29 protein-coding genes are annotated in these 26560 nt (G+C 62.3%); 17 read left to right on the plus strand and 12 right to left on the minus strand.

What is annotated here, in order from left to right; translation table 11 throughout:
• The first annotated feature begins 81 nt into the window (after positions 1-81).
• The 3 genes from KRZ98_RS10435 to KRZ98_RS10445 all read left to right on the plus strand — a co-directional run bounded on the left by KRZ98_RS10435 (position 82) and on the right by KRZ98_RS10445 (position 3323).
• Positions 82-1248, plus strand: coding sequence for a pyridoxal phosphate-dependent aminotransferase (locus tag KRZ98_RS10435; RefSeq protein WP_217673693.1), 1167 nt, complete (start codon positions 82-84; stop codon positions 1246-1248).
• 282 nt (positions 1249-1530) lie between these two features.
• Entirely contained in the window at positions 1531-2760 is a 1230-nt protein-coding gene (locus tag KRZ98_RS10440) for an ATP/GTP-binding protein (protein WP_217673484.1), read from the plus strand.
• On the plus strand, positions 2757-3323 hold the full coding sequence (locus KRZ98_RS10445) for an RloB domain-containing protein (RefSeq protein WP_217673485.1): 567 nt from the start codon (positions 2757-2759) through the stop codon (positions 3321-3323). Before KRZ98_RS10440 ends, KRZ98_RS10445 begins: the two co-directional genes overlap by 4 nt.
• Before the next feature lie 64 nt (positions 3324-3387).
• Here KRZ98_RS10445 and metH read toward each other — a convergent pair whose 3' ends face one another.
• From metH to KRZ98_RS10465, 4 genes are all read right to left on the minus strand, one after another.
• Positions 3388-5988, minus strand: a complete 2601-nt coding sequence (gene metH, locus KRZ98_RS10450; protein WP_217673486.1) for a methionine synthase — start codon at positions 5986-5988, stop codon at positions 3388-3390.
• 116 nt (positions 5989-6104) lie between these two features.
• Positions 6105-7151: a homocysteine S-methyltransferase family protein gene (locus KRZ98_RS10455; protein ID WP_217673487.1), complete on the minus strand. Its 1047-nt coding sequence runs from the start codon at positions 7149-7151 to the stop codon at positions 6105-6107.
• Entirely contained in the window at positions 7148-8059 is a 912-nt protein-coding gene (metF, locus tag KRZ98_RS10460; protein ID WP_217673488.1) for a methylenetetrahydrofolate reductase, read from the minus strand. The genes KRZ98_RS10455 and metF overlap by 4 nt, the downstream gene beginning before the upstream one ends.
• Positions 8056-9027 (minus strand): metalloregulator ArsR/SmtB family transcription factor, encoded by a 972-nt coding sequence (locus KRZ98_RS10465; RefSeq protein ID WP_217673489.1) that lies wholly within the window; start codon positions 9025-9027, stop codon positions 8056-8058. Before KRZ98_RS10465 ends, metF begins: the two co-directional genes overlap by 4 nt.
• A 216-nt stretch (positions 9028-9243) precedes the next feature.
• On the opposite strand from KRZ98_RS10465, the gene KRZ98_RS24540 reads away from it, so the two are divergent.
• Together KRZ98_RS24540 and KRZ98_RS10475 are read left to right on the plus strand one after the other, a co-directional pair.
• The gene (locus KRZ98_RS24540; RefSeq protein ID WP_037491279.1) at positions 9244-9459 is read left to right on the plus strand and encodes a hypothetical protein; all 216 of its coding nucleotides are present in this window, start codon (positions 9244-9246) and stop codon (positions 9457-9459) included.
• Between the two features lie 78 nt (positions 9460-9537).
• The gene (locus tag KRZ98_RS10475; protein ID WP_217673490.1) at positions 9538-9780 is read left to right on the plus strand and encodes a hypothetical protein; all 243 of its coding nucleotides are present in this window, start codon (positions 9538-9540) and stop codon (positions 9778-9780) included.
• A 61-nt stretch (positions 9781-9841) separates the two neighbouring features.
• Here KRZ98_RS10475 and KRZ98_RS10480 read toward each other — a convergent pair whose 3' ends face one another.
• A complete protein-coding gene (locus KRZ98_RS10480) occupies positions 9842-10273 on the minus strand; it encodes a glycine zipper 2TM domain-containing protein (protein WP_217673491.1) in 432 nt (143 codons plus the stop codon).
• 322 nt (positions 10274-10595) lie between these two features.
• On the opposite strand from KRZ98_RS10480, the gene KRZ98_RS10485 reads away from it, so the two are divergent.
• The gene (locus KRZ98_RS10485) at positions 10596-11579 is read left to right on the plus strand and encodes an esterase-like activity of phytase family protein (RefSeq protein WP_217673492.1); all 984 of its coding nucleotides are present in this window, start codon (positions 10596-10598) and stop codon (positions 11577-11579) included.
• A gap of 117 nt (positions 11580-11696) precedes the next feature.
• Here the strand turns inward: KRZ98_RS10485 and rpmB are convergent, their stop codons facing one another.
• Positions 11697-11990, minus strand: a complete 294-nt coding sequence (gene rpmB / locus KRZ98_RS10490) for a 50S ribosomal protein L28 (protein ID WP_119747881.1) — start codon at positions 11988-11990, stop codon at positions 11697-11699.
• Between the two features lie 143 nt (positions 11991-12133).
• Between rpmB and KRZ98_RS10495 the strand changes: the two genes are divergently transcribed.
• On the plus strand, positions 12134-12355 hold the full coding sequence (locus KRZ98_RS10495) for a hypothetical protein (protein ID WP_217673493.1): 222 nt from the start codon (positions 12134-12136) through the stop codon (positions 12353-12355).
• Between the two features lie 142 nt (positions 12356-12497).
• Positions 12498-12956: a nucleoside deaminase gene (locus KRZ98_RS10500; RefSeq protein ID WP_217673694.1), complete on the plus strand. Its 459-nt coding sequence runs from the start codon at positions 12498-12500 to the stop codon at positions 12954-12956.
• On the opposite strand, the gene KRZ98_RS10505 is transcribed toward KRZ98_RS10500, so the two are convergent.
• Entirely contained in the window at positions 12918-14816 is a 1899-nt protein-coding gene (locus tag KRZ98_RS10505; RefSeq protein ID WP_217673494.1) for a hypothetical protein, read from the minus strand. The two genes, KRZ98_RS10500 and KRZ98_RS10505, sit on opposite strands and share 39 nt — an antisense overlap.
• A 42-nt stretch (positions 14817-14858) precedes the next feature.
• Between KRZ98_RS10505 and KRZ98_RS10510 the strand changes: the two genes are divergently transcribed.
• On the plus strand, positions 14859-15275 hold the full coding sequence (locus KRZ98_RS10510) for a GtrA family protein (protein ID WP_217673495.1): 417 nt from the start codon (positions 14859-14861) through the stop codon (positions 15273-15275).
• Positions 15276-15430: 155 nt separating this feature from the next.
• Here the strand turns inward: KRZ98_RS10510 and KRZ98_RS10515 are convergent, their stop codons facing one another.
• The 3 genes from KRZ98_RS10515 to KRZ98_RS10525 all read right to left on the minus strand — a co-directional run bounded on the left by KRZ98_RS10515 (position 15431) and on the right by KRZ98_RS10525 (position 17890).
• A complete protein-coding gene (locus KRZ98_RS10515; protein WP_006956171.1) occupies positions 15431-16234 on the minus strand; it encodes a LytTR family DNA-binding domain-containing protein in 804 nt (267 codons plus the stop codon).
• Positions 16231-17337 (minus strand): sensor histidine kinase, encoded by a 1107-nt coding sequence (locus KRZ98_RS10520; RefSeq protein ID WP_217673496.1) that lies wholly within the window; start codon positions 17335-17337, stop codon positions 16231-16233. Before KRZ98_RS10520 ends, KRZ98_RS10515 begins: the two co-directional genes overlap by 4 nt.
• 70 nt (positions 17338-17407) lie before the next feature.
• Entirely contained in the window at positions 17408-17890 is a 483-nt protein-coding gene (locus KRZ98_RS10525; RefSeq protein WP_217673695.1) for a helix-turn-helix domain-containing protein, read from the minus strand.
• Positions 17891-18001: 111 nt separating this feature from the next.
• On the opposite strand from KRZ98_RS10525, the gene KRZ98_RS10530 reads away from it, so the two are divergent.
• From KRZ98_RS10530 to rplL, 3 genes are all read left to right on the plus strand, one after another.
• Positions 18002-20107, plus strand: a complete 2106-nt coding sequence (locus KRZ98_RS10530) for a bifunctional (p)ppGpp synthetase/guanosine-3',5'-bis(diphosphate) 3'-pyrophosphohydrolase (RefSeq protein ID WP_217673497.1) — start codon at positions 18002-18004, stop codon at positions 20105-20107.
• 405 nt (positions 20108-20512) lie between these two features.
• On the plus strand, positions 20513-21028 hold the full coding sequence (gene rplJ / locus KRZ98_RS10535) for a 50S ribosomal protein L10 (protein WP_006956162.1): 516 nt from the start codon (positions 20513-20515) through the stop codon (positions 21026-21028).
• 72 nt (positions 21029-21100) lie between these two features.
• The gene (gene rplL / locus KRZ98_RS10540) at positions 21101-21472 is read left to right on the plus strand and encodes a 50S ribosomal protein L7/L12 (RefSeq protein ID WP_006956160.1); all 372 of its coding nucleotides are present in this window, start codon (positions 21101-21103) and stop codon (positions 21470-21472) included.
• A gap of 251 nt (positions 21473-21723) precedes the next feature.
• Here the strand turns inward: rplL and KRZ98_RS10545 are convergent, their stop codons facing one another.
• Positions 21724-22062, minus strand: a complete 339-nt coding sequence (locus KRZ98_RS10545) for a hypothetical protein (RefSeq protein WP_217673498.1) — start codon at positions 22060-22062, stop codon at positions 21724-21726.
• Positions 22063-22356: 294 nt separating this feature from the next.
• On the opposite strand from KRZ98_RS10545, the gene KRZ98_RS10550 reads away from it, so the two are divergent.
• From KRZ98_RS10550 to KRZ98_RS10565, 4 genes are read left to right on the plus strand one after another with little or no spacing between them, the layout of a single operon-like run.
• Positions 22357-22803: an HPr kinase/phosphorylase gene (locus KRZ98_RS10550; RefSeq protein WP_217673499.1), complete on the plus strand. Its 447-nt coding sequence runs from the start codon at positions 22357-22359 to the stop codon at positions 22801-22803.
• A complete protein-coding gene (gene rapZ / locus KRZ98_RS10555; RefSeq protein WP_217673500.1) occupies positions 22800-23738 on the plus strand; it encodes an RNase adapter RapZ in 939 nt (312 codons plus the stop codon). Before KRZ98_RS10550 ends, rapZ begins: the two co-directional genes overlap by 4 nt.
• Positions 23739-23760: 22 nt before the next feature.
• On the plus strand, positions 23761-24165 hold the full coding sequence (locus KRZ98_RS10560) for a PTS sugar transporter subunit IIA (RefSeq protein WP_119747856.1): 405 nt from the start codon (positions 23761-23763) through the stop codon (positions 24163-24165).
• Positions 24162-24434: an HPr family phosphocarrier protein gene (locus KRZ98_RS10565; RefSeq protein WP_217673501.1), complete on the plus strand. Its 273-nt coding sequence runs from the start codon at positions 24162-24164 to the stop codon at positions 24432-24434. Before KRZ98_RS10560 ends, KRZ98_RS10565 begins: the two co-directional genes overlap by 4 nt.
• Before the next feature lie 116 nt (positions 24435-24550).
• On the opposite strand, the gene KRZ98_RS10570 is transcribed toward KRZ98_RS10565, so the two are convergent.
• Positions 24551-25630, minus strand: coding sequence for an AI-2E family transporter (locus tag KRZ98_RS10570; RefSeq protein ID WP_217673502.1), 1080 nt, complete (start codon positions 25628-25630; stop codon positions 24551-24553).
• Positions 25631-25757: 127 nt separating this feature from the next.
• Here KRZ98_RS10570 and KRZ98_RS10575 point away from each other — a divergent pair, with 127 nt between their 5' ends.
• Positions 25758-26555, plus strand: coding sequence for an RNA methyltransferase (locus KRZ98_RS10575; protein ID WP_217673503.1), 798 nt, complete (start codon positions 25758-25760; stop codon positions 26553-26555).
• Positions 26556-26560: the final 5 nt, after the last annotated feature.

Here is a 26560-nt window from a genome sequence, read left to right on the forward strand (position 1 = left end):
CGGAAATGCGCCGCCGCTTCGTTTATCCCCATGAACCCCCGGAACGAACGCCCGGATGGCTGGACAAAGGGACGTAACGACATGACCATGATGCTCGACAAGGAAGCCAGAGACGATCTGATCGAACGCGGCTATTCGCGCCGCCAGCTGGCCGAAGTGGCCGCGCTGCTCGGCGCTGGCGTTGCCGCCAGCACGTTGCTGGGCAATGCTGCGATGGCGCAGCAGCAGGCCGGGCGCGGCATCAAGGGCGCGGTGCGGATCGGCGCGAACGAATGCTGGACCGGCCCCTTCCCGTCCGGCGTCGCCGCCGCCGCCGAAGCTGCATCCTTTGGCAACTGGTATGATCCCGACAATTATCGCGGCGACCTGGTCAAGACTGTCGCCACGGTCGAGGGTATCCCCGAAAGCCATGTCATGCCCTGGCCCGGTTCGGGCGGCCCGCTGGTCAGCATCGTGGCGGCCTATTGCTCGCCGACCAAGGGTCTGGTCACCGCCGACCCGACCTTCGAATCCGCCTGGCGCACCGCCGACTATATGAAGGCCCCCATCGCCAAGGCACCCCAGGCCATCGGCAAGGGCCATGACGTAAAGGCAATGCTGGCCGCCAATCCCAATGCGGGCCTCTATTATATCTGCACGCCCAACAACCCGACCGGCACGATCACGCCGCTGGCCGACATCCAGTGGCTGCTCGACAACAAGCCCGCCGATTCCATGTTGCTGGTGGACGAAGCCTATCTCCACTTTTCGGAAAGCCCCAGCGCCGCGACGCTGATCGGCACCCGCAAGGACATCATCGTCATGCGGACCTTCTCCAAGCTGTTCGGCATGGCCGGCGTGCGCCTGGGCCTGACCTTCGCCGATCCCGAAGTGCAGAAACGCATCATGCTGTTCGGCCCGGCGGCGGGCGGTCTCGCCATCACCGCGATGCATTGCGGCAATGCGGTCTATACCGAAGCCGCCCTCATCAAGGCGCGCCGTAACGAGATGATCGCCAATCGCGAGGAAACCATCGCCTGGCTCACCAAGAAAGGCATCGAGGTCCACCCCGGCAGCCAGGCCAATATGTTCATGGTGAACTGGAAAAAGCCCGCCAAGGACATGCAGGCCGCGCTGCTGGCGACCCCGGAAAAGGTGCAGATCGGCCGCAGCTGGGCGATCTGGCCCACCGTATCCCGCGTCACCGTAGGCTCCGCCGACGACATGGCCAAATTCCGCGCGGCGGTCGACAAGGTCTATAAAGCGTAAGGCATCCCCTTTCCTTACGAAACGAAGAAGGGCGTCCGGGCAACCGGGCGCCCTTTTTGGTGGGGGGAGAACTGGTCAATTGATGAGTATGAACCAGAGACTTTCCAATTTTCGAAGGCTTATGGTGTGTTGGATGCGCCATGTTTGTCATTTTGCGGACCCATTTCCGATCCCGGAAGCACTGAAGCAGGCCATGCCTACCAGCAAAAATAGTCACTCTATAATTCGATTATTGACGAAATATCGTTAAATGTGTCATTATAATCCCAAACGAGGGATACCATGCTTTACAAGCTAGAAGTCGAAAATTTCTTCTCTATCCGCGACCGGCAGATGCTTGACCTGTCAGTGGATGGGAAGGTCCCTGACCCCGAAGGCCGCTACGCCCCGATTTTCGAGGGTGCGGATGTGCGCGCGCCGAAGGTCATTGCCCTCTATGGCGCGAATGCCTCTGGCAAAACGACGATGCTGCGCGCGCTCGAATTCGTCGTAACTATGATCCGCGACAGCGTAGCGCGCACGGCCCCCGGCTTTGTCGGCATCGAGCGTTTCAATGACCTGGGTTCTGCCAATCGTCCTATCCGGTTCGCGATCGAGCTGGGCGGCTTAATGAATCTGACGCCAGACGTCTTTCAGCGTGCGCTTAACGGCGAAAAAGTCGAGCAAGGTACTTACCGCTACGAGCTAGAAATTGAACTCAAAGAAGGGCTTGCAGTGCGAATCGCGTCCGAGGCGCTGCGTCAGAAGCCGAACGGCCAAGGAAAATGGCAGCGCGTCTATGAACGCGACGCCGAGGGTAAGGTAAAGGACTCCAAGACATTCAGCCTGTCGGGCTTTCAACACCTAGTAAAAACACTTGCTGGTAATCACACAGTGTTGTCGTCTTTCGCGAAGTTTCAACATCCGACCGCGCAGCTTCTTGTGGACATGGCGCGCAAAGTTTATTTTCAGATTGAGCCTGTACACTCGTTCGCAGACGGCGACGTCATCGACTATCTGAAGAACAAACCGACCGTCGTCTCCAGACTCAAGGACGAGCTGAGTCGCATCGACGTTGGCGTGGAAGGCGTGCGCTTTCAAGCAACAGACAACGGACCCATGCTGCTGTTCAAACACGCGGGGCTTGAGGTCGAAATGCAGTGGTGGATGGAAAGTCATGGCACGCGGGCCTTCATCAAAATGTTCCCCTTCATCATGAGCGCACTCGATACTGGCGGCATCGCCGCAATCGACGAAATGGACTCGGCTATTCACCCGATCATGCTGCCGGAGCTGGTACGTTGGTTTTACGCGACATCAGGGCGCAACAACTTCGATGCGCAGCTTTGGCTCTCTTGCCATTCCGCCTCACTACTTGATGACCTCAACAAGGAGGAAATCGTGATCTGTGAGAAGGACCGGCAAGGGCGCAGCCACTTTTACAGCCTCATGGATGTCAAGGTGCGCCGAGACGAGAACCACTACCGCAAATATCTAAGCGGTGCATATGGCGGGGTCCCACACTTCGGATGAGCCGTCGTCGTCCACCGTATATAGCGCTTCGCCGTCCGATTTACATCGGGTGTGAGGGAGTTTCAGAAGTCGGTTATGCCGGCTTTCTACAAGACCTGATCCGTGATGCCAACTTGCCTGTCCACCTGCATATTGACGAATTGGGGCCAGGAACCGGCGATCCGCTGTCACGCATTGAGATGGCAGCGCTGCGCCTGAAGCAGCTCCAGAAGAAACGTAGCGCACCAGCAGAACGCTTCGCTCTCTTGGATTTTGATCAGGCCGAACGTGATCCGCAACGAGCCGAGCGAGCGCTCAGACTTGCCGCCGACAACGAGATCATGATTGTCTGGCAACGGCCCTGCTTTGAGGCAGTGTTGCTGCGCCATCTGGAAGGCAAAGCCGCCAACCGGCCGCCCGACACACCGGGCGCATTGAGGGCGCTCGAAAGAGAATGGCCAGAATATAGAAAGGGAATGACACGAGCCAATCTCGCCCGCCGAATTGATCGGGATGCTGTTCTAAGGGCAGCAGATGTCGAGGCCGAGCTAAAAGCCTTGCTCCACTGCATCGGCGTTCTCTAGAGACCGGCCAGCATTACTCGCGGGGCCAACGTCCATCCCATATTCGCACATGCCCCACCCCCCCTCAATCCAAATTCGGCCTTAGATACCGCTCCGCCGTATCGATATCGATCCTCCGCCGCACCGCATAATCCTCCAGCTGGTCGCGCCCGACCCGCGCTACGCCGAAATATTCGGCCTGGGCATGACCAAAATAGAAGCCGCTGACGGCGGCGGTGGGCAGCATCGCGAAGCTTTCGGTCAGGGTAATGCCGGTCGCGTGGTGGGCGTCCAGCATCTCGAACAGGATCGGTTTCAGGCTATGTTCCGGGCAGGCGGGGTAGCCCGGGGCCGGGCGGATGCCGCGATATTGTTCCTTGATCAGGGCTTCGTTGGTCAGCTGCTCTCCTTCCGCATAGCCCCAGAGCGCGGTGCGGACATAATGGTGGAGGCGTTCGGCGAAGGCTTCGGCCAGGCGATCTGCCAAGGCTTTCAGAAGAATGTCCGAATAGTCATCGATCGCGGCCTTGAACCGGGCCAGATGCGGTTCGATGCCGTGCATCCCGACGGCAAAGCCACCCATCCAGTCGCCGTCATGGCTGATGAAGTCGGCGAGGCACATGTTCGCGCGGCCTTCGCGCTTCTGGATCTGCTGGCGCAGCATCGGCAGGGTATAGTGCTTCTCATCCTCGACATGGACGATGATGTCGTCGCCTTCGCGGCGGCAGGGCCACAGGCCCGCGACGCCGCGCGCGACCAGCCATTTTTCTTTAACGATCCGGTCCAGCATCGCCTGCGCGTCCGCAAACAGGCTGGAGGCGCTTTCGCCCACCACCGGATCGGTCAGGATCGCCGGATAATTGCCCGCCAGTTCCCAGGCGCGGAAGAAAGGCGTCCAGTCGATATATTGGATCAGATCCTTCAGATCCCAGTCGGGGAAGCGATGGACGCCGGGCAGGCGCGGGCGCGGGGCTTTCAGGCTCTCGTCAATCTCGAACGCATTGGCGCGGGCGTCTTCCAGCGGCACGAGCGCGCTCTGTCCCTTGTTCGCGCGGGCGACGCGGACATGCTCATAATCATCCTTGGTTTTCTGGACGAAATCGTCGCGCTGGGTTTCGGACACGAGCGCCGTCGCCACGCCGACCGCGCGGCTGGCGTCGAGTACATGGACGACCGGGCCGGTATAGGAAGGGTCGATGCGCAGCGCGGTATGGACTTTGGAGGTGGTCGCGCCGCCGATCAGCACCGGCATGGTCATGCCCGCGCGCTGCATTTCGGTGGCGACCGTCACCATCTCGTCCAGCGAGGGGGTGATAAGGCCCGACAGGCCGATCATGTCGGCGTCATGATAGTTCGCGGCCTTGATGATGTCATGCCAGGGGACCATCACCCCCATGTCGACCACTTCAAAGCCGTTGCACTGGAGGACGACGCCGACGATATTCTTGCCAATGTCATGGACGTCGCCCTTGACCGTGGCCATGATGATCTTGCCCTTGCCCTTGGCGCCCGGTTCCTTGGCCGCCTCGATAAAGGGCAGCAGGTGCGCGACCGCTTTCTTCATGACGCGGGCGGATTTGACGACCTGGGGCAGGAACATCTTGCCCGCGCCGAACAGGTCGCCAACGACGTTCATGCCGTCCATCAGCGGGCCTTCGATCACATGGATCGGCTTGTCGGCGGTCAGGCGGGCTTCCTCGGTATCATCGACCACATACATGTCGATGCCCTTGACCAGCGCATGTTCCAGCCGCTTGGCGACCGGCCAGCTGCGCCAGGCTTCGGCGGCCTTGTCCGCCACCGCGTCCGTGCCGCGATATTTTTCCGCCAGCGTGACCAGGCGGTCGCCCGCTTCAGGATCGCGGTTGAGGACGACATCCTCGCAGGCGGTGCGCAGTTCGGGGTCGATCGTGTCATAGACGTCGAGCTGGCCAGCGTTGACGATCGCCATGTCCAGCCCGGCGGGGATGGCGTGGTAGAGGAATACGCTGTGCATCGCGCGGCGGACGGGCTCGTTGCCGCGGAAGGAGAAGCTGAGGTTCGACAGGCCGCCGGAGATGTGGACGTGGGGGCAGCGGGCCTTGATCTCCTTGCACGCCTCGATGAAGTCGACGCCGTAGTTGTTATGCTCCTCAATCCCCGTCGCGACCGCGAAGATATTGGGATCGAAGATGATGTCCTCCGGCGGGAAACCGATGGTCATCAGCAGCTTGTAGGCGCGCTCGCAAATCTCGACCTTGCGCTCTTTCGTGTCCGCCTGCCCCGTTTCATCGAACGCCATGATGACTGCAGCGGCGCCATAGGCCATGCATTTGCGGGCATGGAACAGGAAGGCCTCCTCGCCCTCCTTCATGCTGATCGAATTGACGATCGGCTTGCCGGATACGCATTTGAGACCGGCTTCGATGACCTCCCATTTGGAGCTGTCGATCATGACGGGGACGCGGCTGATGTCCGGTTCCGACGTCATGAGTTTCAGGAAGGTCGTCATCGCCTCGACTGCGTCGAGCAGCCCCTCGTCCATGTTGACGTCGACGATCTGCGCCCCATTTTCCACCTGCTCACGCGCGATGTCGATGGCGGTGGCATAATCGCCCGCCATGATCAGCTTCTTGAACTTGGCCGATCCGGTGACGTTGGTGCGTTCACCGATATTGACGAAGGTGGCGGTGGATTTGGTGGTCATTTTATTACCTGCTCCCCTCCCGCTTGCGGGAGGGGCTGGGGGTGGGGATTTCTGGGGGCAGTGCCAAGATCGGCCCACCCCCTAACCCCCTCCCGCAAGCGGGAGGGGGAACATGACTAGGCAGCGATATGCATCGGCTCCAGGCCCGCCAACCGCGTGACGACCGGCAGCTCCGGCACCACACGCGGCTTATGCCCGTCGAGCGCCTTCGCCACCGCGCCGATATGCGCGGGCGTCGTGCCGCAACAGCCGCCGACCATGTTGACCAGCCCTTCGTCCACCCATTCGCGGATCAGTCGCGCTGTGGTGGCGGGCAGTTCGTCATATTGGCCCAGTTCATTGGGCAGCCCCGCATTGGGATAGGCCAGGATCAGCGTATCGGCGTTCTTGGACAGCTCGGCCAGATACGGCCGCAGCAAATCCGCGCCGAACGCGCAGTTCACGCCGATGGTCAGCGGCTTCAGATGGCGCAGCGAATACCAGAAGGCGTTGATCGTGTGGCCCGAGAGATTCCGACCCGACATGTCGGTGATGGTGAAGCTGAGCATCAGCGGCACGGAGCGGCCCGCCGCTTCCTCCGCCTCGCGCGCGGCCATACCCGCTGCCTTGGCGTTCAGCGTATCGAAGCAGGTTTCGACCAGCAGGAAATCGACCCCGCCCGCGATCAGCGCCTCGCACTGCTCGCGATAGTCGGCTTTGAGCGTATCATAATCGACCTCGCGAAAGGCGGGGTCGTTGACGTCGGGGGAGATGGAGAGCGTCTTGTTGGTCGGGCCGATCGAACCGCAGACGAAGCGCGGCTTGCCGTCCTTTGCCGTCGCCTTCTCGCACGCGCTGCGCGCCAGCTTGGCCGCTGCGATATTGATGTCCCACACCAGATGTTCGCAGCCATAATCGGCCATCGCGATCTTGGTCGAACTGAACGTGTTGGTCTCGATCATGTCGGCGCCCGCTTCCAGATAGGCGCTGTGGATGCCTTCCACGATGTCGGGCCGGGTCAGGCAGAGCAGGTCGTTATTGCCCTTCTGGTCCTTGGGCAAATCGAGATCACCGCGATAATCCGCTTCGGTCAGGCCATGCTTCTGGATCGACGTGCCATAGCCGCCGTCGAAGATCAGAATCTTGTCTGCGGCCAGCGCGCGCAATGTCTGTTCAGCGCTCATGCTGCTGTCTCCAATGATATGTTCGCCCGCAAGCCCAGCAAATGGCAGATCGCAAAACTGAGTTCCGCGCGGTTGAGCGTGTAGAAATGAAAGTCGCGCACGCCGCCGCCATAGAGGCTGCGGCACAATTCCGCCGCGATCGTCGCCGACACCAGCTGGCGGGAGGCGGGATGATCGTCCAGCCCTTCAAACAGGCGGCCCATCCAGCTGGGCACCTGCGTATTGCACATCGCCGCCATACGCTGCGTCGCGGCGAAATTGCTGACCGGCATGATGCCCGGCACGATATCCGCCGTGATGCCCGCCGCCAATGTCTTGTCGAGGAAGCGGAAATAGGCGTCGGGGGTAAAGAAGAATTGCGTGATGGCGCGGGTCGCACCGGCGTCCAGCTTGCGCTTCAAATTATCAAGGTCGCTCTGCGCACTGGCGGCTTCGGGATGGACTTCGGGATAGGCCGACACGGAAATTTCGAACGGATGACGCTGCATCAGTCCTTCGACCAGTTCGGCCGCACCCTTATACCCGTCCGGGTGCGGCTCGAACGTGCCGCCCGCTTCCGGCGGATCGCCGCGCAGCGCAACGATATGGCGCACGCCCGCTTCCCAATAAGCGTCGGCGATTTCGCCAATCTCTGCCTTGCTCGCCCCAACACAGGTCAGGTGTGCCGCAGCCGCCAGCGGCGTTTCCCGCGCGATCCGCGCCACCGTATTATGGGTGCGCTCGCGGGTCGAACCGCCCGCGCCATAAGTCACGGACACGAATTTGGGCTGGAGCGGCGTCAGCGTCTCGATTGCCGACCAGAGCTGGGCTTCCATCTTCTCCGTCTTGGGCGGGAAGAATTCAAAGCTGACATGGCAGTCGCCCGCAAGGTCCGCATAAAGCGGGGCGACAGGATCGTTCAAAGTCATGCGGAAATCCGTCCTTCTTGCTGCTGGACAGGCGTTTGCTTGCGTCGCCCCAGCCACAGTTGCACCGTCAATTCATGGCCGGGCAAAGTGTCCACCCGTTCCAGTTGCAGGCCCGCCGCGGCGAACCAGCCCTCTATCTGCTCGTCGGAAAAGCCCAGCCGCGCATGTTGATCGCGCACGCGCAATTCCTCCCGCTCGTGCGGCGCGAAATCCGCGATCAACACCCGGCCGTCGATCGCCGTGACGCGCGCCGCCTCTCCGATCACCTGCTCCGGCACCTGCGCATAATGCAGCACCTGATGCAGCAGGACAGTATCGACGCTGCCCGGCTCCAGCGGCAAAGCGCCAAAATCGCCCAGCAGCAGCGCATATTTGTCGCCTGCATCTTCGGGCAGCTTGGCCCGCGCCAGCCGCAACATATCCGGGCTGCGGTCGATCGCCGTCACTGCCTGCGCCGCGCCGCCGAACAGTTCGATCATCCGCCCGGTGCCGGTGCCGATGTCGAGCAGGTGGCCGATCGGTTCGCGCCCCAGCAGCGCGGTCATCGCCGCCTCGACATCCGCCTCCGCCACATGGAGCGATCGGATCGCGTCCCATTCCTCGGCATGGTCGGCAAAATAGCCCTCCGCCGCCCGCGCCCGGTCCGCCCGTACTGCCGCCAGCCGCGCCAGATCGGCCGCTTGCCACAATATTTCGCTGTCCGACGGGGTCAGGAGGTCAAACAGCGCCACGAACGGGGCGACATCATCGCCCTTGCCCAGCCGCAGGAATACCCAATTGCCTTCCTTGCGTCGCTCGACAAGGCCCGCTTCAGCCAGGATGCGCACATGGCGCGACACGCGCGGCTGGCTTTGCCCCACGACCTGCGCGATCTCCCCCACGGCCAGCTCCATCGCCCGCAGCAGGTGGATGATGCGCAGCCGCGTCGGGTCGCCAAGTGCCCGGAAAATATCGAGTGCCGTGTGCATGGTCGCATCATATAAAGAAATCTTTATATGCGTCAATGGCCGCAGTTTTTCCGCAACTGCGAACAAAAGCACACCCGTTTCCCGCCCGGATTGCAGGAATGGGATTGCCTTGCATCAACCAAAGCATTACGAATCAACGCGCAGGCGCAATGGGGGGTGAGCTTTTCTCCGAGAGTGGTCTGCACCGTTTTTATTCTCAGAGAGGGGTTTCTGCCCATGACCAAGTCTATCGCTCTTTCGCTCGTTCTCGCCGCTTCGCTCGGCCTGGCCGCCTGTTCGGGTGGCACGGAAAACGCCGCCAACAACGCCGCCAACTCGGCTGAGAACGCATCGAACGCTGCCGACAACGCCATGAACGCCGCGCTGAACGCTGCCGACAACGCCGCGAACGCTGCGTCGAACGCGACCAACAACGTCGCGAACGCGATGTAAGTCCAGACGGACTTTTCAGAATTCGGGAAGGGGTCGCGCCGGAAACGGGGCGGCCCCTTTTCCATTGGGGACTGACCGATGATCCGCACCATCTTCATCGCCGCCGCGCTGCTGCCAATGACCGCCTGCGGTTCGGGATCGCCCGATGGCGTCGGCGGGGTCAGCGCCAGTGAAGCCAGCGCGCTCAATGATGCAGCCGCCATGCTCGACGCGCGCGCCGGCGCAGCGCAGAGCGGCGAGGTGGGCCTCAATCCCGCTGCCAGCGCGGCAGCGGGTGCCGATCGTGGTAGGGTTGCAGCGCAGCCTGATCCCAAACCCTGACGCAAAAAGGCCGCCTCGGACGAGACGGCCTTTTCTTTTTTTGCTCAGTACGGGGATTGGATTAGCAGTTGCGGTCGATCGCCCGGCCGGCCAGAGCGCCTACGCCTGCGCCGATGATCGCGCCGGTCGTGCCGTCGCCGCGACGGCCATAGCGGCCCGAACCCTTGCCGACTTCATTGCCCAGCAGGCCACCGGCGATCGCGCCGATGATGGTGCCGCCCGTGCCATTGTCCCGGCAACGATAGCCACCGCGATAACCGCCGCGATAGGCATTGCTGCGATAATAGCGGTCATTGCCGCGATAATAGCCGCCGTCGCCGCGATAGCCACGGTCACCCCGATATCCGCGATAGCCACGGTCGCCATAATAATCGCCACGCTCATAACCGCGATAATAGCCGTCGCGGGCCATGGCCGGGGTTGCGGTTACAGCCAGGGAAGCAGCGCCCATCGCCAGAGCGGCTCCCATATTGATCAGAAACTTCATCTTCATGGCGTTGCTCCTTCCAAAATTCGTCTTTTCGTCGGCGCTTCCCAGGGACGGGTTTCGCCAGTGATGAACGTCTTATGGGTGATTCGCCTTGAGCCGACCCTGAATGGGGCTGACAGCCGTTGTTAAGAGTCTGTCTTGAAATGCGCGAAAGCGCGCATTTCGGTTGCCGCACCGGCCCTCACCCCCACCCGACCGCCCACAGAGTGTATCCTGAATGGGCGGTCGGGTGGGGGTGAGGGCCGGTGCGGAGGCGCCAAAGGCGCATTTCCAAGCTAACAACGCCTTGCTGCGTCCTGCCTGATATTATTCTATGGCGAAGGGGATGACGCGAATCCTGATCGTCCTGACGCTGGCCATCCTGCTGTTGCCGGCCCCGCACAACAGCAAGCCCGACGCGGTGCAGCCCGGCGCTTTGCTGGTCACTGCACGGGCGCTGCCACTCAGCGCGAGCGATCCAGCGCTGCGGCGGGTGGGCGCGCTCGACTATCTGGGTGGCTGGGAATTGCGCAGCGCCAATCCGGGGTTCGGCGGCATATCGGCGCTCATCGTATCACCACCGGGCGATGTGCTGGCGCTGAGCGATTCCGGCATATTGATGGGGCTGCATGTCGGACCGGGAGAGGCGCGCCGTCGCCCCTTCATCGCCCCCCTGCCCATCCGGTCGCAGGACCGCGATCGTCCCTGGTGGGCGTGGGATTCAGAATCGCTGACCCATGATCCGGTGAGCGACCGCTATTGGGTGGGGTTCGAGTTGCAACAGGCGATCTGCCGCTATGCGCCCGGTTTTGCGCGGGTGGAGGCGTGCCGGACGTGGCCGCAGATCATGGCATGGCCCCCGACCGGATCGATCGAATCGCTCGCCCGGCTGCCCGATGGCCGCTTCGTGGCGATTGGCGAGATGGGGATGACGCCCGATGGCCGGCATGACATGCTGCTGTTTACGGGCGACCCGGCCGAGCGCGATACCGCCGACCCGATCCATCTGCGCTATAGCCCGCCGCAGGGCTATCGTCCGACCGATGCGGTGGCGCTCGATGCCCGGCACTTGCTGGTCCTCAACCGCCGCCTGACGTTGCAGGAATTGTTCACCGCCACGATCGCGATCGTCGATCTGCCCGAACGGCTGGAACCGGGCATGGAGCTGAAGGCCCGCACCCTCGCCCGCCTCGCCCCGCCGATACTGGCCGATAATTTCGAGGGGATAGCGGTGAGCCGGGAAGGTGGACGGACGATCCTGTGGGTGGTGTCCGACGATAATCACGAGTTTTTCCAGCGCACCCTGCTACTGAAATTCGGGCTGGATTGATCCCTCACTCGTCCCAACCGAAGCGCGGCTTGCGGGTCGGCCATCCTGCACCCTATTCACACGCAAAAAAGCGGCCCGTTGCGGGGCCGCTTCTTATGCCGAAACGAATCGAGAAAATCAGGCGGCTGCGGCAGCCTGCTTCTTGACGATGTCGCGCTTCAGGCGACGGGCCTTGAGCGACAGCTTGTCGTCGCTGGTCTTGACCAGCCAATTGTCCAGACCGCCATTATGTTCGACCGAACGCAGACCATGGGTCGATACGCGCAGTTTGAAGCTGGCTTCCAGCGTTTCGGAGATCAGCGAAACATTCTGAAGGTTGGGCAGGAACACCCGTTTGGTCTTGTTATTGGCGTGGGAAACATTGTGACCCACCTGGCGACCCTTGCCGGTCAGCTCGCAAATGCGCGACATAATCAATAAACCTTGTAGTTCGGGTTCGTTCGGAAAGCCGCGCCGATAACGGGATTCCCGCTGGCCGTCAACCCGCCGCACGGCCGGTCGCAACCCTTTTGCACGGCGAAGCGTTGTGGCCCCGTAACATATGGGAGGTTGAAATGCGATTCATTGGTGGGCTGTTGATCATCATCTTGCTCGTGCTGGCTGGCGGCATCGCCACCGGCTTCATCGACCTGCAGAAAACGCAGGACGGACGCCTGCCCGAAATCGCGGTCAAACAAGGCGCTCTCCCCAAATATGAAGCGAATGTCGCCAAGGTCGAGGTTGGCACCCGCAACGAAACCGTCGAAGTGCCGACGGTCGACGTTAAGAAGCCCTGATTGTTTGAAATGTGCGTGCCGCACATTTGGCCGCACCAGCCCGCTCCCCCGCCCGGCCTCCCACAGTGTATCCTGGATTGGGAGGCCGGGTGGGGGAGCGGGCTGGTGCGGTTCTGCAACGCATAGTATCCGGGGGCGTATGATGCCCTCGCCCTTTCCCTTGCCCGACCCCATGCGCCGTGCGCTGAGCCTTGCCCGCGCTGCCGAGGCGGCGGGCGAGGTGCCGATCGGCGCGGTGGTGACCAGAGATGGCGTCATCATCGGCGAGGGCGAGAATCGCAACCGCCGCGACCATGATCCCACCGCCCATGCCGAAATCGTCGCGATGCGTGCGGCGGCGATCCATCTCAATGACTTTCGCCTGACCGGCTGCGACCTGTGGGTGACGCTGGAGCCCTGCCCGATGTGCGCAGGCGCCATTTCTCACGCCCGGATCGCGCGGCTCTATTATGGCGTGGGCGATCCCAAGGGCGGAGCTATCGAACAGGGACCGCGCCTCTTCGCCCAGCCGCAATGCCTGCACCGGCCGGAAGTCTATGGCGGCCTCGCCGAAGCCGAAGCCTCAGCGTTGCTGCGGGATTTTTTTGCCGCCCGGCGCTGAATAATCGATGCGATAGAGCTGATAGGGCAAAGTCATGCCGCTATTCAGCGTCACCGGCACCAGCCAGTTCGGTATCATCCCCCGCATCAGGTCCGCATAGAAGCCGCGCGGGCTGCGTGACTGGTAGATCGTGCCTTCGGGGAAATTGGGGCAGACCAGCAAATAGGTGGCATGATGCCGCGCCGCGATTCCGCGGAAGGCATCGGCCGGGCCGTCATAGGCATGGTGGATGTCCAGGATCGTCGCGCCGTTGCGATGATAGGGACCGGCCAGCGCGCTATGATGGGTGGTGGCGATGAGGCGCGGGCCGAGATCGACCATGGTGAAGATGGTGGCGGGGGGCAGCTGATCCAGCACTTCGAGCGCGGGCAGCGTGCGGCACCGGCCATTGGCCTTCTTGATCGCATCATTGCGGGCGATCGCGGAGGGGCGCCAGGGCTTGGGCTTCGTACCCGTGGCGTCCTGATACAGCTTCACCGCCTGCGGATAGAGCGGATAGACAAAGGCGATGGCAGCGAGCAGCGCCACCCCTGCCCCGGCTGCGATTCGCACCCGGCGCGTGCCGGTAAAGATCGCGCCGATCAGCCGGTGCGCGGCCCAGGCAGCGGGCGGGATCGCCAGCAACTGCGCCGCTGGCCCCGCGCGCAGCTGCCAGAACAGCAGGGCGGTGGAAAAGAGCATCATGAGGCCCACGGTCGCCCAGGCCCAGAGCCGCTCGGCGTCGCGCCGCGCATCCCACAAGGCCCAGATCAGGCCGATCAGCCCCGCCACCGGAATCGCCAGCAGCGGCACGACCAGGCTTTGCGCCTGCGCGGTGATCGGCTTCGCCTCACGAATATTGGCGAGCCAGAGCCGCTCCAGTTCGGGCGAAATCTGATAGGGGCTGAGGCATTGCGGCCAGTTCAGCCAGAAGAAGGCCGCAACCGCGCCGCCGACGACCATCCCTGCCGCCAGCCGCACCGCCCAGCCGCGTAAAGGCGCGAGCGAGAGCAGCACCATCCCCGCCGACGCCGCGCCGAACACCGCCACCCAGATCGGCGAGATGGCATCGCAGACCATTTCGCGATTGGCATAGCTGGCGAACAGCAGGTAGCAGAGCGATGTCGCGCCACCCAAACTCAGCGCATAGGGCAGCATCCGCCGCTCCGCCCCTTCGCGAAACACCCAACGCAGCGCGATCAGCCCGCCGCCCGCGGCCAGATAGACGATCATCTCCATGCCGATCGCGATCGACAGCGCGCTGCTGACTCCGGCCATCACCCCACCGCGCAGCCGGTTGGTGTCGATGACCCCAGCCAGCATCGTCACCGCCAGCGCCAGTTGCCAGCCATGATGGTCGATCCGCATCGGCGCATACATGCCCAGCCCCATCTGCGCGGCGAGCGGGGCGAGCGCCGCCAGCAACCAGCCGTGCGGCCCGGCCAGCCGTCGCCCGATAAAGCCAAGGCTGAGCATCAGCAGCAAGAGCGGGATCAGCGGCGCGATGCCGCAGGCGAGGCGGTCGGCCAGACCCTGATCGACAAAGGCGCGGAAGAAGAGGATCAGCCCGGCGATCGGGATATCGACCAGCCGCGACCAATGGATATTCGCGCCGCCTGGCGGATCGAGCCGATACTGGCGCAAATCATACCAGCCTTGGCCCGCCAGCCAGTCCTTCACCTGCACATAGCGGATATTGTCGTCCGTATCGCTCAGCACCAGCCAGTGGATCGCGGGCCAGCGAGTAGTGACCATTGCGACCGCAATGACGATCCATATGAGGAAGGTCAGCCACTTCCAGTGCCGCGCGCTCCACGCCAGCAAGGGGGGAAGGATATGGGTCACCCGCGCGCGCAGGGCATCGGCGCTTTTCAAGCTCATCCTCGCCCCCTAAACGAGCCGTGGCAAAGCGCAACGGGGACCATGGCCATCATCTACCGACTTTCACCGCAACATCGCGCGCTCTTCTGGCAAATCGTCCGCTATGGCGTGACCGGCCTGTTCGTGACGGCGTGTCAGGCAAGCATCTACTGGAGCCTTGCGGCGCTGGCCGGGCTGCATCCGCAACTGGCCAATCTGATCGGCTATGGCGCGGCGGTGGTGATCGGCTATGTCAGCCACAGCGCCTTTACCTTTCGCGGCCACGGCACCCGCGACAAGGCGGCGGCGCGGGGCTTCCGCTTCGTCACGGTGTCGCTGGTCAGCTATGCGCTCAACGCCTTGTGGGTGTGGCTATGCGTGACCCGCATGGACTGGCCCGAATGGTCGCCGATCCCGGCGATGATCTTCGTGACGCCCGCGGTGATGTTCGGGCTGAACCGGCAATGGGTGTTTCGATAGCGTATTGTGCGGGGGATCGCCTGAATTGCACAACCCCTCCACCGTTCGCCCTGAGCCTGTCGAAGGGCTGCACTTCTTGAAGAGAAGGACAAGGCTTCGACAAGCTCAGCCCGAACGGACTTTGAACGTTGCCGCAATTTCAAACGGCGTAGAAATCAGTGAACGAACCGCGCCACCACATCGCGGTAGGAGCGGCTGACCTTCACCTGTGCGCCCGATTCCAGCACCAGGAAACATTCGCCGTTGGTGTGGGGTTTGACCTGCTTGACCTGGCTCAAATTGACTATGGTGGAGCGATGGACGCGCTGGAAATTGCGAGGGTCCAGGCGCTTTTCCAGATCCTTCATCGTTTCGCGCAGGATCAATGAGTTGTCGGCGGTGTAGATGCACATATAGTCGCCTGCCGCGTCGATCCGCTCGATCGAATCGACATCAACGCGGAAAATCTGGCCGCGATCCTTGATGTTGATAAGCTTCTCGAAGCGATTTGAGGCCGGGCCTTCCTCGTCGGCCGCGTTGAAATCGCTCATCGCTTGGGGCGCAACCTCAGCCAGCACCTCGCGCAATTTCTCCGCTTCCTGCACCTGCCGCTTGTCCGACAGCCGCAAGCGGACCCGGTCGAGCGCGTCGGCCAGACGGCCCTCTTCCACGGGCTTCAGCAGATAATCGACCGCCTGCGCCTCAAACGCGCGAATCGCGTGATCCATGTAAGCGGTGACGAAGATAAAGAGCGGCGGCTCCACTTCCATGATCCCCTGCACGACGGAAAAACCGTCAAAGCCCGGCATCTGGATGTCGAGGAACACAAGGTCGGGCTTATGCGTCTTGATGGCGCGGATCGCTTCGCGCCCATTGTTGCAGGTTTCGATAATTTCGACATCCTCATGCGCTTCCAGACGGAGCATAAGCCCTTGGGTCGCCAGGCTTTCGTCGTCGACGAGGATTGTTCTGATCGTCATGCGGCCACTTTCGATGAATCTTCCAAATTGAGCGGAATTTCGATGATCACCGAAAAACCGCTGGGACTTGAACGTGTTTCAAAGCTCTGTCGTTCCCCGAAGGCCTGAATGAGCCGGTCGCGGATATTCGGCAGGCCAACGCCCGTCCCTTCGCTGACGGGAATGTGTGGCTTCATTCCGCCTTCATTCAATCCCGGCCCACTGTCGGATACGACGATCCGCACATTTTCACCGGCAGGCTGCGCGCTGACCGATATTTCCGCGCCTTCCTCCTTGGGCGTGACGGCATATTTGATCGCATTTTCGACCAGCGGCTGGAGCAGCAGCGATGGCAGCCGCGCCTGCCCGACCGCCGGGTCGATGGTGAATACTGGCCGCAGCCGGTCCTCGAACCGCATCTTCTCAATCTCCAGATAGAGTTTGAGCGTCTCTATCTCCTGCTCGATCGTCACCTGCGCGGTCGGTTCGTTGATGAGGGTGTAGCGCAGGAAGGAGGACAGGCGCGACAGCATGGCGTTCGCCCGGTCGGTCTGCTTGAGCAGCACCAGCGTCGAGATGGAGTTCAATGTATTGAACAGGAAATGCGGGTTGAGTTGATAGCGCAGCATCGCCAGCTGCGCGCTCGACGCCTGATTTTCCAGATGGAGCAGCTGATCCGCCTGCTCCTCCACCGTCAGATAGAAGTTGATGGCGTAATAGAGGGCGGACCATGCGCCCAGCAGCGTCATCGACAGGTAGAACGCGCCCAGAAACAGTTGCAGCCCGGCCGTTTCGCTACCCTTATTCTGGGTGGAAAATACCCAGGCGTCGATAAAGGCGACCAGTCCCGCCGCGACCACAACCGTCAGGATCGACACGCCCCAGGTGATGATCGGCTTTTGCCGGAGCAGGAAGCGGAACATCACCGCGATCAGCAGCGTCACCGAATAGCCGGTAACGGTCGATATCAGCACCGGAACCAGGCTGGAAAGCGGCTGGCCATTGGCGATGGTGGACGATCCGCGCAGCAGGAACGCGCCAGCCCAGCCCAGCGATTGCAGGTTCCAGAAAGCGCGATTCTTGTCCGCGAAAAAGGGCTGGGGCTGAAAGGGATGAACAGACATTACGGGCAGCCTAGGCGATTTGAGCCGACGGGTGAAGCCGCCGCGGCTTATCCCCTGCTGCGCCCGCCCGTCAGGCGGCGGCAGCGGGTTCCTCCGCCATCGGCGTGACTTCATCCGGGCACAGCCACACCAGATCGCTCAGTTCCAGCACGCGACCATCATGCGCCTGTATCGTGACCCTGCGGATCGGCAAGCCATCGCGCCGGTCGGCCAGCACCTGGCAGGACACGGTGCCGCAGCCCCATTTTTCGCCCCACTGGCGCAGCGCGATCATGACGGGGGCCAGTTCCTGTCCCTTTTCGGTCAGGCGATATTCCACCTTGCGCTTGTCGCACTGCATCGGCTGCCGCAGCATGATGCCATTTTCGACCAGTCGGGAGAGACGGTTCGCCAATATGTTGCGGGCGATGCCCAGCGTCGACTGAAACTCCTCAAAATGGCGGATTCCCGACAGGGCGCCACGCAGGATGAGGAAGGACCATCGCTCCCCCATCGCCTCCAGCGCGGCGGGAAGCGCACATTGTTCGAGATCCTGGGCCAGATTATGTTTCATGATCATGACTAGATAGCCCAAAGCGGCCAGACTTGCAAAAGCGCTGTGTATTTAGGGCGAATGGGATTTTTTTGTTGCGCCGCAAGGCACTTCCCACACAATCGGGAAACGATGTTACGCCAGTATGAACTTGTCGAGCGCGTCAAACGCTATGATCCCAACGCGGATGAAGCGATGATCAACCGCGCCTATGTCTTTTCGGTCCAGAAGCATGGCAGCCAGAAGCGCGCCAGCGGCGACCCCTATTTCAGCCACCCGATCGAGGTGGCGGGCATCCTCACCGATTTCGGGCTGGACGACCAGACGATCGTGACCGCGCTGTTGCACGACACGATCGAGGACACGCTGGTCACCTATGAGGAGATAGAGGCCGCGTTCGGCCCCGACGTCGCGCGCATGGTCGATGGCGTGACCAAGCTGTCGAAGATCGAAGCCATGTCCGAAAATGAGCGGGCGGCGGAAAATCTGCGCAAGTTCCTGCTCGCCATGTCGGACGATATTCGCGTGCTGCTGGTCAAGCTTGCCGACCGGCTGCACAATATGCGCACGCTGCACTTCATCAAAAATCCCGACAAGCGCCGCCGCATCGCCAAGGAGACGATGGATATCTATGCGCCGCTCGCCGAGCGGATTGGCATGTATGATTTCATGCGCGAAATGCAGCTGCTGGCCTTTCGCGAGATCGAGCCGGAAGCCTATGCCAGCATCACCAAGCGGCTGGAGCAGCTGAAGGAAGGCGGCCATGACAAGGTTGACCGGATCGGCGCGGAACTGCAATTGCTGCTGGGCGGATCGAACATCCCGGTCACCGTATCGGGGCGCGAAAAACATCCCTTCTCGATATGGAAGAAGATGCAGGAGCGTCATATCAGCTTTGAACAGCTGACCGACGTGATGGCCTTCCGCGTGATTACCGAGACCGCGGCGGACTGTTACCGCGCGCTGGGCGTCATCCACCAGACGTTCAAGATGGTGCCGGGCCGGTTCAAGGATTATATTTCCACCCCCAAGCGCAACGGTTACCGCTCGCTCCACACCACCGTCATCCATCAGGACAATGCCCGGATCGAGGTGCAGTTGCGCAGCCGCGACATGCACAACGACGCCGAACTGGGGCTGGCGGCGCACTGGGCCTACAAGCAAAAGGGCGATGCGACCGACCAGAATGCGGCATGGCTGCGCGATCTGGTCGAGATATTGGAACAGAGTCAGGACGCGGACGAGCTGCTCGAACATACGCGCATGGCGATGTATCAGGACCGCATCTTCGCCTTCTCCCCCAAGGGGGAGCTGCACCAGCTGCCGAAGGGATCGACCCCGGTCGATTTCGCCTATGCGGTGCATACCTCGCTCGGCAACCAGACGGTCGGCGCGAAGGTCAACGGCCGGGTCGTGCCGCTGCGCACGTCTCTGGAAAATGGCGATCAGGTCGAAATCCTCAAATCCGCTGGGCAGGAACCGCAGCCCGGCTGGCTGACCTTCGCCATCACTGGCAAGGCGCGCGCGGCGATCCGCCGCTATATCCGGCAGAAGCAGCGCGGCGAGGAAGTCGCGCTGGGCGAGAAACTCTATGAGGAGATTGTCGGCCGCTTCTCCCATGATTTGGCAAGCGAATTGGGCGACAAGGCTCTCAAGGCCGCGCTCAAGCGGCTGAAGCTGGACGATCGCGCCGCGCTGATGGTCGCGATCGCCACCCATCGCCTGCTCGATTCGGAAGTCATGGAAGCGCTGGTCCCCGGTTCCACCACCGGCACCGGCATGGAGGAAGCCCATCCGCGCCAGCACGCGCCCATCTCGATCCGCGGGCTGACGCCGGGGATCGCCTACAGCCTGTCCGATTGCTGCCACCCGGTGCCGGGCGACCGCATCGTCGGCATCCGCCGCACCGGCGGCCCGATCGAGGTTCACACCATCGACTGCCGCACGCTGGAGGCGGGGCAGGATGACGACTGGGTCGACCTGTCCTGGGACAGCAAGTCCAAGGGCGGCACCGCGCGATTGCAGGTCATCGTCAAGAACCAGCCGGGCGCGCTGGCGGCGGTCACCAACGTGTTCGGCGCGACCAAGGCGAACATCCTCAACCTGCAACTGGTCAACCGCGAAGGCCCGTTCCACACCGACATCATCGACCTGGAAGTCGCCGACGCCCAGCATCTGATGCGGATATTGTCCGCCCTGCGCGCGCTCGACACAGTGGTGCAGGCGGACAGGGTTTAAGGCATCATCCGTTCGGGCTGAGCGAAGTCGAAGCCTTCACCTGAGCGGAGGCGAAGGCACCTCGCTTCGCTCGGCGGAACCCTTCGACTTCGCTCAGGGCGAACGGCGTAAGGAATTTCCGCGTGACATCGCGCCCCTTCCCCGCTAATGGCCCCGCAGCGAACCCCCTGTGGGTTCACCGTCCGAGACAGTTGGTGAGGGGAATGTGCCCCTCTTAATCTCCAGCCTAGACGGGGAAAAGTTCTTTACCGGACAGGGCATATCGGCCTGTTTCGGGTCTGCCGCCTTCCTTTAAACGGACGAACGGCCAGTCGATCTCTCCCCTTCGGACTAACATCCCGTGTGCTTGCACGCGGGTTTTTGCCGTTCATCGGGCTTTCCGGTGGACATGAAGTGGAGAATGGCATGGATCGTAATCAGAAATCTGAGGTCGTCACCACGCTGAACGCTACTTTTGCCGACCTGGGTGTTGTCGTGGTCACACGCAACCTGGGCATGACCGTCGCACAGTCGACGGTCCTGCGGCAGAAGATGCGCGAAGCGGGCGCGTCCTACAAGGTTACGAAGAACAAGCTCGCCAAGATCGCGCTGAAGGACACGCAATACGAAACGATCAGCTCCATGCTGACCGGCCCGGTTGCGCTGGCCACCTCGGCCGATCCGGTTGCCGCCGCCAAAGTGGTGATCGATTTCGCCAAGACCAACGACAAACTTGAGATCGTTGGCGGCGCAATGGGCGGTGTGCTGCTCGATGCAGAGGGCGTCAAGGCGCTCGCATCGATGCCCTCGCTGGACGAACTGCGTGCAAAGATTATCGGCCTCATCCAGGCGCCGGCAACCAAGCTCGCTACCGTCATCCAGACGCCGGCTTCGCAGCTCGCTCGTGTCTTCAACGCCTATGCGGAGAAGGAAGCGGCCTGATCGGTTGCAACCAGCTTCCTGTAATCGTTTCAACATATTGCGGGGTTCACCCCGTTCAGAAGGAAAAATATCATGGCAGACATCAACGCACTGGTCGAACAGCTTTCGGCCCTGACCGTCCTCGAAGCCGCCGACCTGTCGAAGGCGCTGGAAGAAAAGTGGGGCGTTAGCGCCGCTGCCGCCGTCGCCGTCGCCGGCCCGGCCGCTGCCGCTGCTCCGGCTGCTGAAGAGCAGACCGAATTCGACGTGATCCTGACCGGCGACGGTGGCAAGAAGATCAACGTCATCAAGGAAGTCCGCGCCATCACCGGTCTGGGCCTGACCGAAGCCAAGACCCTGGTTGAGTCGGCGCCCAAGGCGATCAAGGAAGGCGTGAACAAGGAAGAGGCCGAGAAGGTCAAGAAGCAGCTTGAAGAAGCCGGCGCGACCGTCGAACTCAAGTAATCGGGATGCTTCGTTTCATACGGAGCTGAACGGGCTGGCTTTATGGCTGGCGGATAATGGGGCGGTGCCGAAAGGTGCCGCCCTTTTTCTGTGTTGGAGCGTCGCGTCCGCACTCCCCCGTCATCCCGGACTTGATCCGGGATCCATTCACGCAACGGCCGTGATTGGACGCATAGGTAGAGCCAATAGATCCTGACTTCCGTCAGGATGACGGCGGTGGTGAATGGCAGGAAGCCGACCACCAGCGGACGTCAGCCCGTACCTGCTTCGGTGTCGGTCCACCAATGAAGATCGGTTGCCTGCCCGCTATCGCGGACGATTTTTTCAAGCGCGGTTGCCAGCCGCTCGACAATCTCAGCGGTGGGAACCCGCTTCAACCAACGTCGAACGTATGGCCGTGAAGGCTCGATGAAACAGAGGTGGCCATCGGGGTACTCTTCGTAGTGGCCACAACCGATCCACAGCGGGAAAGATGGATTGACTAAGCGAACGAGCCAGCCCCAATCGTCCTGCACGATACGTTCGACTTCATAGCCATATGCCGGAAGCTGCGTCGCGAGCATTTCGGCAACTGGCTTGCCATATGGCACGGCTTCGTCGTTGCGGGTTAGCAGGTCAGGTGAACGAAATTCAAAGTGGGATCGCATACGGTAAGGCTACACCAGAAACGACCGCTTTCCACCCCTTCCCGTCATGCTGACGACCCGAAGGGCAGCGTAACTAAAGTCAACATCCAGTGTCACGCACACTACCCTGGATCCCGCCCTGCGCCGCAATGGCGAAGCCCCTGCACGACCGGCCCCCTCGCCGCCCCACACTGGCACGCCGCCGCCCCAAAAACCCGTTCCCACTTTCCCCCAGTCTGTTCTACAAGCGGAACAGATATGCCGCGCGCCCTTTCATCCGAGACGCTTCATGCGACCAGCGTGGCCATTGGTGGCCGCGCGATTTTGTTATGCGGGGTGAGCGGGATCGGGAAGTCCGACCTCGCGCTGCGGCTGATCGACCGAGGGGCGGTGCTGATCAGCGACGATTATACGCTGGTCAAGCGGGTGGACGGCCAACTGGTCGCCACCGCGCCCGTGACGATCGTCGGCAAGATGGAGGTGCGCGGGCTTGGCATCGTGGCGATGCCCCATGTCGCTGATGTGCCGGTCGCGCTGCTGGTTGATCTGTTCGACAAGGTGGATCGGATGCCGCTGGAGCCGCTGATGCGCTCGGTGGCGGGGATGGACGTGCGGGTGGTCAAGATCGCGCCGCTGGAGGTCTCCGCCCCGATCAAGGTCGAATTGGCGCTGCGGACGCTAGGTCAGGGATCAGGCACGCCATGACCCAATCCCACCCCAAGTCCATCCTCCTCCTGTCCGGCCTGTCGGGCGCGGGCAAGACCACGGCGCTGAAAACGCTGGAGGATATGGGATGGGAGGTGGTGGACAATCTGCCGCTGGTGCTGCTCGACCGGCTGCTCGACACCCCCCTGCCCGCTGGACATGCGGGCGCGGACGACCGGCCGCTGGCGCTGGGCATCGACGCGCGCACCCGCGGGTTCGACGCCAACGCCATCGTCCAGCGGATCAAGGCGCTGCGCGACAAGCATGGCCATGATGTCGAAACCCTGTTCCTCGATTGCTCCGGCACCGAACTGGAACGCCGCTTTGCCGAGACGCGGCGGCGGCACCCGCTGGCGCTCGATCGCCCGGCGGCCGACGGAATTGCGCGCGAACGCGAACTGACAGAGCCGCTGCGCCGTTGGGCCACACAGGTGATCGACACAACCAGCTTCTCCAGCAACGCGCTGCAGCAGGCAATTCGCGACCGGTTTTCGCGCGAGCGGCTGTCGGACCCGGTGCTGACCATATTGTCCTTCGGCTTTTCGCGCGGGATGCCGCGCAACGCCGACCTGATGTTCGACATGCGATTCCTGCGCAACCCGCATTGGGACGAGGCGCTGCGGGCCAAAACGGGGCAGGATGCGGACGTCGCGGCCTATATCGTCGCCGATCCGGCCTATGAGGAGGCGGTCGGCAAGATCGAGGAACTGCTCAAAATCGTCCTGCCGCGCTACGCGGAAGCGGGGAAAGCCTATATTACGGTGGCGTTCGGCTGCACCGGGGGACGGCATCGGTCGGTCCATGTGGCCGAACGTGTCGCCAGATACTTGCAAGATGCGGGCTTTTCGCCCACGGTCTCGCACCGCAATATGGAATCGGCGCCACAGGATAGTCTGGAGAAGCGCCCACCGGGAGGCCCGAAAGCAATATCATGAAGCAGGTGGGCCGCAAAAGCACATGATCGGACTCGTACTCGTCACCCATGGGTCGCTTGCGACCGAATTTGTCGTCGCGATGGAACATGTCGTCGGCCCGCAGCAGCAGATCGAAACGATCTGCATCGGGCCGGAGGATGACATGGAATTGCGCCGCGCCGACATCGCGACCGCGGTTGCCCGCGTCAATGACGGCAGCGGCGTCATATTGCTGACCGACCTGTTCGGCGGCACCCCTTCCAATCTGGCGATTTCGCTGCTCAAGGCAGGCGAGATCGAAGTGATCGCGGGCATCAACCTGCCCATGCTGATCCGGCTGGAAAGCGCGCGCAAGGTGATGGACGTGAAAGCCGCCGTCGCCGCCGCGCGAGAGGCGGGACAGAAATATATCAGCGTCGCGTCGGAACTGTTGGGCAGCACCACATGAATGAAGTCAGCCAGTTAGTCCTTATCAGCAACAAGCGCGGCCTCCACGCCCGCGCCAGTGCCAAGTTCGTGACCCTGGCCAGCGGCCTGCCCGCCGACATCATCGTCAGCAAAGATGGCAGCGACGTGACCGGCACGTCGATCATGGGCCTGATGATGCTGGGCGCGGCGATGGGCGACAGCATCACCATCAAGGCGACCGGCCCGGAAGCGGTCGATTCGCTGGGGAAGCTGGTGGGTCTGGTCGAGGACAAGTTCGGGGAAGAGTAAAAATATCCGTTCGCCCTGAGCGAAGTCGAAGGGCTCAGCCGACCGCAGGGAGGCACTTCGCTCCGCTCAGTGGATGGCTTCGACAAGCTCAGCCCGAACGGATGTAACCTGCCGCCCTATTGCCCCACGTCACCCACACCCCGCATCCGTGTAAAGATGTTCCACGTCGCGATGAACAGCGCGGCGATGACCGGACCGATGACGATGCCGTTGAAGCCGAACATCTCGATCCCGCCCAGCGTCGAAATCAGCACGACATAGTCGGGAATGCGCGTGTCGCGGCCGACCAGTACCGGGCGCAGCACATTGTCGACCATGCCGATCACCAGCACCCCGCACAGCACCAGCACGACGCCCTGCCAGATCGCCCCGGTGGCGAACAGGAACAGGGCGACCGGCACCCAGATGAGGCCGGTGCCGATCGCGGGCAGCAGCGAGAAGGCGCCCATCAACACGCCCCACAACAATGCGCCCTCTATCCCCAGCATCCCGAACACGATGCCGCCGATCAGCCCCTGAACGATGGCGACAACGATGCTTCCTTTGATCGTGGCGCGGATGACGACGACGAACTGGTGGATCAGCGCCTGCCGCTGGCTGGCGCGCAACGGCGCCGCATCGACCACGCGGCGACCCAGATCCTCGCCATCGCGCAGCAGGAAGAAGGCGAGATAGAGCATGACGCCCAGTGCCATCAGGAAACCGAAAGCGCTCTGGCCGATCACCAGCGCCTGGGTCGCCAGCGTGCGGAAACTGCTGGTGATGCCGCGCGTCAGCATCGCCTGCGCCGCGTCGAAATTGGTCAATCCCCAGTCGCGCAGCCAGCGGGTCGCCCAGCCCGGCAGACTGGCCTGCACCTGCGCGAACAGCCGGGCAAAGTCGATCTCGCCCGACTGGATCTTGCCGTAAAAATAGGCCGCTTCCTGCAACAGCGCCATGGCCAGCACGATGGCCGGCACGATGACGATGCCGATGATCAGCAGCAGGGTGATCAACGCTGCGCTGTTGCGGTGGGTCGGCATGGCCGCCAGCAGCCGCTTGTTGACCGGCGCGAACAGGATCGCCGCAATCACCCCCCACAATATCGCCGCGAAAAAGGGTTCGACCACCAGCGCGAAGGCGATGGACACGATCAGCACAAGGGCTAGGAAAAAGCCATCCTCGATACGGGTGGGCGCAGGGGCGTCTGGGTTCATGCCCTGTCCCTTCGCAAAAAAACGGCGGCAAATCCATCACTGAACCGAAGCGGCCCTTGCCCCTGTCCTTTTATGCAATCCACCGGTAGAGAAGCCGCTTCATCCGCCGATCAGGAACAGACGCAACGTGGCACGCGAAATCACCGGATTTTCCAACCCGCTGGTGAAGCGCGTCCGATCCCTGCGCGAAAAGAAATATCGCAAGGCCGAGGGGCTGTTTCTGGCCGAGGGCCTGCGCATCCTGACCGAAGCGCGCGAGGAAGGCGTGCTGCCCGAAATGCTGTTCCATGCCGGGTCCACCCACCCGCTGGCGATCGACCTGATCGCGGCGATGGAGGCGGCGGGCGGCGACGTGATCGAAACATCCGCCGACATATTGTCCAAGATCAGCGGCAAGGATAATGCGCAGGCCGTGGTCGGCGTCTATCGCGACCGGCTGACCCCGCTGGAAAAGCTGGACCGCAACACGGCGGACATCTGGATCGTCGCGCAATCGCTGCGCGATCCGGGCAATCTGGGCACGATATTGCGCACCGGCGACGCGGTGGGGGCTGGCGGGCTGATCCTGATCGACGATTGCGTCGACCCATTCTCGGTCGAATCGGTACGCGCGTCGATGGGTGCGCTGTTCACCCAGTCGATCACCCAGGCGCGCTGGGGCGAGTTCATGCACTGGCTGCGGCAGGGGCCGGGCGAACTGATCGGCACCAGCCTGAAGGCCACCCACGATTATCAGGAGCCACGCTACCAAAGCCCGTCCTTCTTGCTGGTCGGAAATGAAGCGCAGGGACTGCCGGAATCGTACGAGGCGGAATGCGACCTGCTGGTCAAGATGCCGATGCGGGGCAAGGCCGACAGCCTGAACGCGGCGGTGGCCTGCGCCGTGATGGCCTATGAACTGCTGAACCAGAAACGGAGGGCGTAAGGATG

The sequence above is a fragment of the Sphingobium sp. AS12 genome, assembly GCF_019097845.1.
In the GTDB taxonomy this organism is placed as follows: domain Bacteria; phylum Pseudomonadota; class Alphaproteobacteria; order Sphingomonadales; family Sphingomonadaceae; genus Sphingobium.

Coding starts and splice junctions, on each gene's coding strand:
- KRZ98_RS10435 (WP_217673693.1), top strand. CDS start 82: ATGACCATGATGCTCGACAAGGAAGCCAGAGACGATCTGATCGAACGC.
- KRZ98_RS10440 (WP_217673484.1), top strand. CDS start 1,531: ATGCTTTACAAGCTAGAAGTCGAAAATTTCTTCTCTATCCGCGACCGG.
- KRZ98_RS10445 (WP_217673485.1), top strand. CDS start 2,757: ATGAGCCGTCGTCGTCCACCGTATATAGCGCTTCGCCGTCCGATTTAC.
- metH (WP_217673486.1), bottom strand. CDS start 5,988: ATGACCACCAAATCCACCGCCACCTTCGTCAATATCGGTGAACGCACC.
- KRZ98_RS10455 (WP_217673487.1), bottom strand. CDS start 7,151: ATGAGCGCTGAACAGACATTGCGCGCGCTGGCCGCAGACAAGATTCTG.
- metF (WP_217673488.1), bottom strand. CDS start 8,059: ATGACTTTGAACGATCCTGTCGCCCCGCTTTATGCGGACCTTGCGGGC.
- KRZ98_RS10465 (WP_217673489.1), bottom strand. CDS start 9,027: ATGCACACGGCACTCGATATTTTCCGGGCACTTGGCGACCCGACGCGG.
- KRZ98_RS24540 (WP_037491279.1), top strand. CDS start 9,244: ATGACCAAGTCTATCGCTCTTTCGCTCGTTCTCGCCGCTTCGCTCGGC.
- KRZ98_RS10475 (WP_217673490.1), top strand. CDS start 9,538: ATGATCCGCACCATCTTCATCGCCGCCGCGCTGCTGCCAATGACCGCC.
- KRZ98_RS10480 (WP_217673491.1), bottom strand. CDS start 10,273: ATGAAGATGAAGTTTCTGATCAATATGGGAGCCGCTCTGGCGATGGGC.
- KRZ98_RS10485 (WP_217673492.1), top strand. CDS start 10,596: ATGACGCGAATCCTGATCGTCCTGACGCTGGCCATCCTGCTGTTGCCG.
- rpmB (WP_119747881.1), bottom strand. CDS start 11,990: ATGTCGCGCATTTGCGAGCTGACCGGCAAGGGTCGCCAGGTGGGTCAC.
- KRZ98_RS10495 (WP_217673493.1), top strand. CDS start 12,134: ATGCGATTCATTGGTGGGCTGTTGATCATCATCTTGCTCGTGCTGGCT.
- KRZ98_RS10500 (WP_217673694.1), top strand. CDS start 12,498: ATGCCCTCGCCCTTTCCCTTGCCCGACCCCATGCGCCGTGCGCTGAGC.
- KRZ98_RS10505 (WP_217673494.1), bottom strand. CDS start 14,816: ATGAGCTTGAAAAGCGCCGATGCCCTGCGCGCGCGGGTGACCCATATC.
- KRZ98_RS10510 (WP_217673495.1), top strand. CDS start 14,859: ATGGCCATCATCTACCGACTTTCACCGCAACATCGCGCGCTCTTCTGG.
- KRZ98_RS10515 (WP_006956171.1), bottom strand. CDS start 16,234: ATGACGATCAGAACAATCCTCGTCGACGACGAAAGCCTGGCGACCCAA.
- KRZ98_RS10520 (WP_217673496.1), bottom strand. CDS start 17,337: ATGTCTGTTCATCCCTTTCAGCCCCAGCCCTTTTTCGCGGACAAGAAT.
- KRZ98_RS10525 (WP_217673695.1), bottom strand. CDS start 17,890: ATGAAACATAATCTGGCCCAGGATCTCGAACAATGTGCGCTTCCCGCC.
- KRZ98_RS10530 (WP_217673497.1), top strand. CDS start 18,002: ATGTTACGCCAGTATGAACTTGTCGAGCGCGTCAAACGCTATGATCCC.
- rplJ (WP_006956162.1), top strand. CDS start 20,513: ATGGATCGTAATCAGAAATCTGAGGTCGTCACCACGCTGAACGCTACT.
- rplL (WP_006956160.1), top strand. CDS start 21,101: ATGGCAGACATCAACGCACTGGTCGAACAGCTTTCGGCCCTGACCGTC.
- KRZ98_RS10550 (WP_217673499.1), top strand. CDS start 22,357: ATGCCGCGCGCCCTTTCATCCGAGACGCTTCATGCGACCAGCGTGGCC.
- rapZ (WP_217673500.1), top strand. CDS start 22,800: ATGACCCAATCCCACCCCAAGTCCATCCTCCTCCTGTCCGGCCTGTCG.
- KRZ98_RS10560 (WP_119747856.1), top strand. CDS start 23,761: ATGATCGGACTCGTACTCGTCACCCATGGGTCGCTTGCGACCGAATTT.
- KRZ98_RS10565 (WP_217673501.1), top strand. CDS start 24,162: ATGAATGAAGTCAGCCAGTTAGTCCTTATCAGCAACAAGCGCGGCCTC.
- KRZ98_RS10570 (WP_217673502.1), bottom strand. CDS start 25,630: ATGAACCCAGACGCCCCTGCGCCCACCCGTATCGAGGATGGCTTTTTC.